This window comes from Flavobacterium sp. CG_9.10, assembly GCF_015752245.1.
Taxonomy (GTDB): domain Bacteria; phylum Bacteroidota; class Bacteroidia; order Flavobacteriales; family Flavobacteriaceae; genus Flavobacterium.
On record NZ_JADOVD010000029.1, the window covers coordinates 1 to 9,541 of the forward strand.

2 protein-coding genes and 1 pseudogene are annotated in these 9,541 nt (G+C 38.6%); all 3 read right to left on the minus strand.

The window, feature by feature from the left end:
* A pseudogene (locus IWX84_RS15205) lies at positions 1 to 1,097 on the minus strand (SprB repeat-containing protein); the annotation flags it as partial.
* A 494-nt stretch (positions 1,098 to 1,591) separates the two neighbouring features.
* On the minus strand, positions 1,592 to 7,315 hold the full coding sequence (locus tag IWX84_RS15210; protein ID WP_196851608.1) for a T9SS type A sorting domain-containing protein: 5,724 nt from the start codon (positions 7,313 to 7,315) through the stop codon (positions 1,592 to 1,594).
* A gap of 1,217 nt (positions 7,316 to 8,532) precedes the next feature.
* Positions 8,533 to 9,541: T9SS type A sorting domain-containing protein (locus IWX84_RS15220; protein ID WP_196851610.1), on the minus strand; the 1,009-nt coding region annotated here is incomplete at its 5' end.

Consider the following 9,541-nt stretch of genomic DNA (forward strand, 5'->3'; position numbering starts at 1 on the left):
TTAACGTTAAGAGCAGATGTACCAGATGTGATACTTCCTGTTCCTGTTACTGATGTACAGATAGAACTTCCTGTTAATACAAGTGCTGCTGGATTTGGATTTACAGTTACCTTAGCTGTAAAGGAAGCAGAACATGTTTTAGTAGGGTCAAAAGTAGATGGAGCGGTCACTGTAACAGTATATTCGGTATTTGACGCTGGTGAAACATCAATACTTGGAGATGTTTCGCCTGTACTCCATTTGTAACTGTAGGTACCATTGCCACCGGTTGCATTAGCCGTTAAAGTAGCTGTTTGTCCGTTACAAATACTAGGTTGGTTTACAGTTACATCAAGAGGTGTTTTAATTTCTATTTCAAGAAGAGTTCCACATTTTGGGGAGATATCCAGAACTTTCTTCGAATTTAATTTTGTAGTTAAATTGTCACAACTATTGGCACTGGTCTGATCTACAACCTTAGAGGCGTCAGTCCATGCAAGGAAAAGATTCGTTAATTTTAATGTAGTTCCGCATTTATAGGGAATTTCTAGAAATGTTAAGTCAGTTATTTCATTTGGCGGCAAACCTGTAATATCATTACAGCCAGAGATTGAAGATGTAGTTACTTTGTCCACACCACCCAAGCCAGCCCCAGGTTCTGTTACTTCAAGCGTTCCCCAAAATGCAAAGGTTGGTCTAAATGAACCTGTTTTATTATTGATACTTAGAATTAAATTAAATTTTACAGGTTGATCACCTATATTACATTGGAAACATTCACCAATGTCCAACCTAGCGCCAACAACTAATAAATCCTTTGAAACACAACTCTTCTCATCGGGCAAGGGTGGTGTTTGAGAGTATAAAGCAGATGGAATTATAAAAAATCCCGTTAAAAAAATCATCAAAACCAGTAAAGACCTGCATTTCAATTGATTTTTGAGGGTAAATAAAGTTTTTGTTAGCAGTAAGTCGATAAAATGTGATATATAATCTATTGGATTTCTCTCATTAGACTTAAAAAAATCTAATTTAGAAAGGGTGTTTTTCGGTATCGAGCAATTCATTAATTTGCTCGATAAGTCTTCGAAAAACTCGAAAATTGTACTCTTTTTCATGATTAAAGTAGTTTAATACCATATATTAGTTATAAAAGGAAGTTTACAGATCTGGGATAGAAAAACGTTTAGAAAAACATAATCCATCTTCATATAAATCATGAAGTCACCATCATTAATGAGTGTCTTTATTTGTATCATAAAAACAACATTTCACTTACGGTAATAAAAATCAATTTGGGGGGAAATTTTACTATCAATCTAAGTATTTAATAGTACTAAAAACTGGAAGTTTACATCTTTAGGAAACTGCAACAACCATCAAAACAAGCCATCTCCATAAAAGTTGTATGAAGTGCACCATCATCAAAAGGATATTCATTTGTAGGGATTCTATACTAATATTCTTTATTAACCCAACGAGGTTATTTTAAAAAAACAACTTCGAACTCAATTAACAAAAGTAGAAATAAACCCCGAAAGTAAGACTTTCGAGGTTTAATCCCACTATCCAACCCTTCTCTATATTTTATAGGATTAGATTATTAATTCTACTATTTTGAAGACATTACTTTTTTCACACTACTTCCTCGATTCGTAGTTACTTTTACAACATATACTTGCTCTTGACCTCTATTCATTTTAAGGTTTAGCGCAACTTCTTCGTTTAAATAACTATTGCTATCTTCTTTGGTAAGCACTGTTCTTCCAGTTGCATTGATTACTTCAATTTTAACATCGGACACATAATCAAATTTATATTGAATGGTCAACACATCTTTGAATGGCACAGGATACGCATCAAAACCTGCTGGTTCCATTTTACTGGTAGTTGTTGGTGCGATTGTAAGAATAGGACATACTAATGGTTGAATATTATACCCTACGAATATTCTACATTCATCAAAAGCATTGTTGATTAAATCTACCGCACTTGCTATTTGTGAAAGTGTAAGACCATTGGTTGATCCTCCACCTAAAGCTTGGTTTGCTAAATTATACAATCCTTGTACGGTAGCATTAGCTCCTAAAGCGGTTACAATGTTACTAGGAATAGTGTAATATTTATATTCATTATTCACGGTTCCATCAGGATTACAAGAGCGTACTTTTGGAGTATCTGATCCACAACCACCTGCTGGCATGGCAATAGCGAAAGTTCCCGCTTGCAATGCAAAATCACCAAGAGCTCCATTTATACCTATGTTAAGACCTAAAGCAAGTGTCTGAGCCAACAAAGTATTATTGATTCTGCCTTGTTTAGACAAATAGCTAGAAGGTAAATTAGTGATAGAATAGTCTCCTGCAGATAGTACACGACTACCTCCACCTCCTGGCATTACATTGATAACAGCTTGTGCATTATTGACCAAAACAGAATGTCCAGTCAAACCAAGAGTCATTGTACCTCCATAATAAGCCAAAGCTTTTTCAATCAACCCAATAGTAGAGTATTTAATTCCGTCAGCACAGGAAGTTCCTCCAGCATTACCATAATACCCTTGAGTATAAGTACATAGCGCTTTTACGCAAATTTGAACAGTTACCAAAGCAAAATCGGTAGCGGTACAGCCGTTGGCCGGATTGGTAACGGTTAATGTATACGTACCTGCTGCATCAACTGTTGGTGTAGCTGTTGTTGCTCCGGAAACGATATTTCCTCCATTGCTGGCAACCCAAGAGAAAGTAGCTCCTACTGTTGTGGAAGAACCCGATAGAACTACACTAGTGGTACTGCATAATATCTGAGCATCAGCGCCTGCATTTGCGTTAGGTGCTGTATTGTTGAGGGTAACCAATGCTATATCTGTAGCAGTACAGCCGTTGGCTGGATTGGTAACAGTTAAAGTATAAGTACCTGCTGCATTAACGGTTGGTGTAGCTGTTGTTCCTCCGGAAACGATGAATCCTCCATTGCTGGCAGCCCAAGAGAAAGTAGCGCCCGCGGTTGTGGAAGATCCGCTTAAGGCAATTGAAGTAACGGTACAGGTCAACACTTTATCAGCTCCTGCATTAGCATTAGGTGCTATATTGTTTAGAGTAACCAATGCTATATCAGTAGCAGTACAGCCATTGGCTGGATTGGTAACGGTTAACGTATATGTACCTGCCGCATTAACGGTTGGTGTAGCTGTTGTTCCTCCGGAAACGATAAATCCTCCATTGCTGGCAGCCCAAGAATAAGTAGCTCCCGCTGTTGTGGAAGATCCGCTTAAGGCAATTGAAGTAACAGTACAAGTCAACACTTTGTCGGCTCCTGCATTCACATTAGGTAATGAACTGTCTAAAGTTACCAAAGCTATATCGGTAGCCGTACAGCCGTTAGCTGGATTGGTAACGGTTAACGTATACGTACCTGCTGCATTAACGGTTGGCGTAGCTGTTGTTCCTCCGGAAACGATAAATCCTCCATTGCTGGCAGCCCAAGAGTAAGTAGCTCCCGCTGTTGTGGAAGATCCGCTTAAGGCAATTGAAGTAACAGTACAAGTTAACACTTTATCAGCTCCTGCACTAACATTAGGCGCTGTATTGTTAAGAGTAACCAATGCTATATCAGTAGCAGTACAGCCATTGGCTGGATCGGTAACGGTTAACGTATAAGTACCTGCTGCATTAACGGTTGGTGTAGCTGTTGTTCCTCCGGAAACGATAAATCCTCCATTGCTGGCTGCCCAAGAGAAAGTAGCTCCCGCAGTTGTGGAAGATCCGCTTAAGGCAATTGAAGTAACAGTACAAGTCAACACTTTATCTGCTCCTGCATTAACATTTGGTGTTGTATTGTTTAGAGTCACCAATGCTACATCAGTAGCGGTACAGCCGTTGGCTGGATTGGTAACAGTTAAAGTATACGTACCTGCTGCATTAACTGTTGGCGTAGCTGTTGTTCCTCCGGAAACGATAAATCCTCCATTGCTGGCTGCCCAAGAGAAAGTAGCTCCCGCTGTTGTGGAAGATCCACTTAAGGCAATTGAAGTAACAGTACAAGTCAACACTTTATCTGCTCCTGCATTAGCATTAGGTGCTGTATTGTTTAGAGTAACCAATGCTATATCGGTAGCAGTACAGCCGTTGGCTGGATTGGTAACAGTTAACGTATACGTACCTGCCGCATTAACTGTTGGCGTAGCTGTTGTTCCTCCGGAAACGATAAATCCTCCATTACTGGCAGCCCAAGAGTAAGTAGCTCCCGCTGTTGTGGAAGATCCGCTTAGGGCAATTGAAGTAACGGTACAGGTCAACACTTTGTCGGCTCCTGCATTAGCATTAGGTAATGAATTGTCTAAAGTTACCAATGCTATATCGGTAGCGGTACAGCCGTTGGCTGGATTGGTAACGGTTAACGTATAAGTACCTGCTGCATTAACGGTTGGTGTAGCTGTTGTCCCTCCGGAAACGATAAATCCTCCATTGCTGGCAGCCCAAGAGAAAGTAGCTCCCGCAGTTGTGGAAGATCCGCTTAAGGCAATTGAAGTAATAGTACAAGTCAACTCTTTATCTGCTCCTGCATTAACATTTGGTGTTGTATTGTTTAGAGTCACCAATGCTACATCAGTAGCGGTACAGCCGTTGGCTGGATTGGTAACGGTTAACGTATACGTACCTGCTGCATTAACTGTTGGCGTAGCTGTTGTTCCTCCGGAAACGATAAATCCTCCATTGCTGGCAGCCCAAGAGAAAGTAGCTCCCGCTGTTGTGGAAGATCCGCTTAAGGCAATTGAAGTAACAGTACAAGTCAACACTTTATCTGCTCCTGCATTAGCATTAGGTGCCGTGTTGTTTAGAGTCACCAAGGCTACATCGGTAGCGGTACAGCCGTTGGCTGGATTGGTAACGGTTAACGTATAAGTACCTGCTGCATTAACGGTTGGTGTAGCTGTTGTTCCTCCGGAAACGATAAATCCTCCATTGCTGGCAGCCCAAGAAAAAGTAGCTCCCGCTGTTGTGGAAGATCCGCTTAAGGCAATTGAAGTAACAGTACAAGTCAACACTTTGTCGGCTCCTGCATTCACATTAGGTAATGAACTGTCTAAAGTTACCAAAGCTATATCGGTAGCCGTACAGCCGTTAGCTGGATTGGTAACGGTTAACGTATACGTACCTGCTGCATTAACGGTTGGCGTAGCTGTTGTTCCTCCGGAAACGATATTTCCTCCATTGCTGGCAGCCCAAGAGTAAGTAGCTCCCGCTGTTGTGGAAGATCCGCTTAAGACAATTGAAGTAACAGTACAAGTCAACACTTTATCAGCTCCTGCATTAGCATTAGGTGCTGTATTGTTAAGAGTAACCAATGCTATATCAGTAGCAGTACAGCCGTTGGCTGGATTGGTAACGGTTAACGTATAAGTACCTGCTGCATTAACGGTTGGCGTAGCTGTTGTTCCTCCGGAAACGATATTTCCTCCATTGCTGGCAGCCCAAGAATAAGTAGCTCCCGCTGTTGTGGAAGATCCGCTTAAGGCAATTGAAGTAACAGTACAAGTCAACACTTTATCAGCTCCTGCATTAGCGTTTGGTGCTGTATTGTTAAGGGTAACCAATGCTATATCGGTAGCAGTACAGCCATTGGCCGGATCGGTAACGGTTAACGTATACGTACCTGCCGCATTAACGGTTGGCGTAGCTGTTGTTCCTCCCGAAACGATATTTCCTCCATTGCTGGCAGCCCAAGAGTAAGTAGCTCCCGCTGTTGTGGAAGATCCGCTTAGGGCAATTGAAGTAACAGTACAGTTTAACACCTTATCAGCTCCTGCATTAGCGTTAGGCGGAGTATTATTTAAGGTTACCAATGCGATATCAGTTCCTTTACACAAAGGATTCGATGGAATGGAAACACTTAACGTATAGGTACCTGCCATATCAACAATTGGCGTAGCTGTGTTAGCTCCCGAAACGATATGACCGCCATTACTGGCAACCCACGAGTAAGTTGCGCCTGCTGTTGTAGAAGACCCGCTTAGAGCAAGTGAAGTAGTGGTGCAAGTCAAAACTTTATCAGCTCCTGCATTAGCATTTGGAGTCAAATCCAAATTTAATTGTATTGGAGCGGAAGGGAAATCTTTCAATTCAGATTGAGATGAACTTCCTGAAGACCGTGTTCTAATAAACACAGTACTTAAGACGAAACATGGATTTTGATTCTGACTTGTTAAAAAAACTTGAGTAAGATTGATTGCACCCTCAGCGAATTGATTGGGCGCATATATCCCAGGATTCACTCCAAAAACATCAAAAGGCACCGGGGTATATGAGTCGTTATTGGTAATAAAGATTTGATTTGGAAAAGAAGTATTCGGAATAACAACATATTCGTAAACCCCACCTAATAATGACCATTTTCGAATCACAACGGTAGCATCACCACCTCCTTGTGTAAATTCGATAGTAACTAAAATATCACCTGGTGTTCGTCCACCTGTTGAAGCGGGTGCTCTAGTAACAAATCCACCACTACCACCGGTAATTGGAGCCACGTTGCTAAAGGGATCAGGGGAGCCATAAACAGCACCTGTGATTGTTAATGGTGCTTGTAAAAACTCGAAATCAATGTAACTACTTCCATTGATTGTCTGACGGTCACCGGCAAAAAGGCACCACAAATCTGTAGAAGATCCTCTTACACCACCAGGAGTAACAAAGCTTATTCCGTCAGTACTTGTCCCTCCTATTTTATCAGGATCACCATAACTAAAATGAACTCCACAATTTTGGATTTCATTTTTGGGTGGTGAGCTTCCAGCGCCCCAAGTATAAGTACCAGGATTATCATTTATTTTATTGGAAGAAGTAAAGATGGTTGGATCATTTTGATAAGGATCCTTCAACTGATAGGTTACAGGAATTGATTGAGATCCTGTAAGACTGGGTTTGTAAAAAACTTCACCAGTAAGAGGATTAATCAAACCATGCCCAGCAATAGTGGGATGAAGATTGTCAAACAAGTCTCCTGTATTAATGTAAAGAGAATTAGTAAAATCAGGTGTATGAGCAAAGGCATCGCCATCCACTCCAGAACCGGTAAGGGGATATTTTACGGGAACAACACCTTGAATATTCTGAGCATTAATTGTGTAGCCCATCAGCATAACTGCCAAACATAATAGAGGCTTAGCAATTGACTGGCGCCAATGACTGGTCCATAATCTCGATAAAAAATCGATTGAAGTTCTCTCATTAAATTTTGGAAAATTTAATTTAGAAAGGGCATTTTTCGTCAAAAGGCTATTGGTTATTTTGCCATATAAATTAACGAAAAACTGTAGAAGTGTACTCTTTTTCATAATAAAAGTATTTTAGCACCATACATTAGATATAAAAGGAAGTTTACAGACTTGGGATAGAAAAACTTTAAGATAACATCAACTCTCTTCATTCAAAATAATGAAGTCACCGTCATTAATGAATGTTTTTATTTGCTCAATAAAAACAACATTTCTTTTACCAAATAAAATCGATTTGCGAAAAAATTCAGACTGTTAATTTTAAGTAATTAACATTAAATAGTAATTAGGAAAAAACTGGAATCTTACATTTTTTGGAAATGTAACTAACAGCAAATAAGCCATCTTCATTTAAAATTAATGAAGTTAACCTTCATAATCAGGATATAATAATGTGGAGAAACACATCCCTATCCACAAACTTTTTTAAAAGCTGTTTAATTAAAAAACAACTTAATTATTTACTGAGATTAAAATTAATCATTAAATCAAAAAGAGACAGAAAAACAAAATTATACTCGATTAAATCACCATTTATATCGACAAAGAACATCATTAAATAAGAAAATTAAGATAGAAATAAAAATTAACAAAAACGTAATGTATTGATTGTTAGTGTATTACGTGTTAAAAATAACGACAAATTAAACACAATTTTTCTTACTTACCGTACTTTATTTTTTTCGTTGGAATCGTCACATAAAAAAAGATAAAATGTGATAAATTCTAATCCTATTATCTAAATTATTTTTTATCCAATTTTGGAATTTTTTGGTTTATAAATCAGTGGAGAAATGGGCGAATTTAATTCTTACAATCTAGCTCACTATCGCTTTAGACTTAAAAAGAAAGCTTTAATTCAATTAAATATAAATTAACCTTATAGATTATGGATTCATAAAAAAGACATCTGAAATGGTGTTTAATGAACTAGTATAAAAGATCTTAAAATGGTGTTATTTCTTATAACCATAATGGTATTTTTATAGCGTCCTATTAACAGGTATTTTGTCTATTTCCTTCAACGTATTTAGTGTTTTATGTTTAAAATCCTCTTTTTTTTGGAAATGATTTTATTATCCCACAAATCAGTTTTATCCTTGATTATTTAAAGTACAACTCCATTTTTCAAAAGTCCCTTACGGCCAAAATTTGAAATATGCTGATTTCAGTGCGAGAAAAAAGTCAAAAAAAAACCTCGAAAGTATAACTTTCGAGGTTTAATCTTAAACTCCAATCCTTCTCTATATTTTATAGGATTAGTTAATTATTTAAAATTATTTAGAAGACATTACTTTTTTAACGCTACTTCCTCTATCAGTAGTTACTTTGACAAGATAAACTTGCTCTTGACCTTGATATGTATGAAGGTGTAGCATAATTTCTTTGCCTAAATAACTATTAGTATCAGTTTTTGAAAGTATAGGCATTCCTTGTGAATTTAATACTTCAATTGTGACGTCAGATTGGTAATCAAAATCGTATCTGATTGTAAGAACATCTTTAAAAGGAACTGGATATGCTGTAAAACTAGCAGTCACAGTTGGCGCAGCTGGTTTAGCAAGTGGATCAGTTGGGTTACGTAAAGTAACCGTACCGCTTATAACACAGTTGTTCGCATCTTTCACAATCCAATTGTACACTCCCGCAGTTAAACTACCAAAGAAATTAGATGTTTGGTACGTAGTTCCACCATTGATGGAATACATGAATGCACCCGTTCCGCCAGAAGCGTTCAATGTGATTGAACCATCTTTTAAAGCTTCACAACATGAAGGGTTTACTGCCGCTACAGATACCGAAATTAATATCGGATTCACTAAGTTAACAGTTCCACTCATCATACATCCATTGGCATCTTTTACCACCCATTTGTATTCCCCAGCCTTAAGAGCAGCAAATACATTAGAAGTTTGGTAATTTGCTCCATTATCTGCAGAGTACATCAATACCCCTGTTCCTCCTGTTGCTGTGATGGTAAATGAACCGTCGGCTCCTCCATTACATTTAGGATTTGTAGGTGTTGCTGATGCAACTATCATTACAGGATTAATTAAATTAACCGTACCTCTGGAAATACAACCATTGTTCTCTTTAACCGCCCATTGATATTGTCCAGCTGCTAAAGCAGTAAACACATTAGACGATTGGTAAGTAGCACCATCATTTAGAGAGTACATCAAAGGAGCAGTTCCTCCCGTAGCATTAACAGTAATCGAACCGTCAGTTCCTCCATTACATTTAGGATTCACAAGAGTTGCTGTTACTGTCACCGCTGGTGGAGTG

Excerpts from the sequence above, each read along its gene's own strand:
- IWX84_RS15210 (WP_196851608.1), bottom strand. The coding sequence starts at position 7,315 with ATGAAAAAGAGTACACTTCTACAGTTTTTCGTTAATTTATATGGCAAA.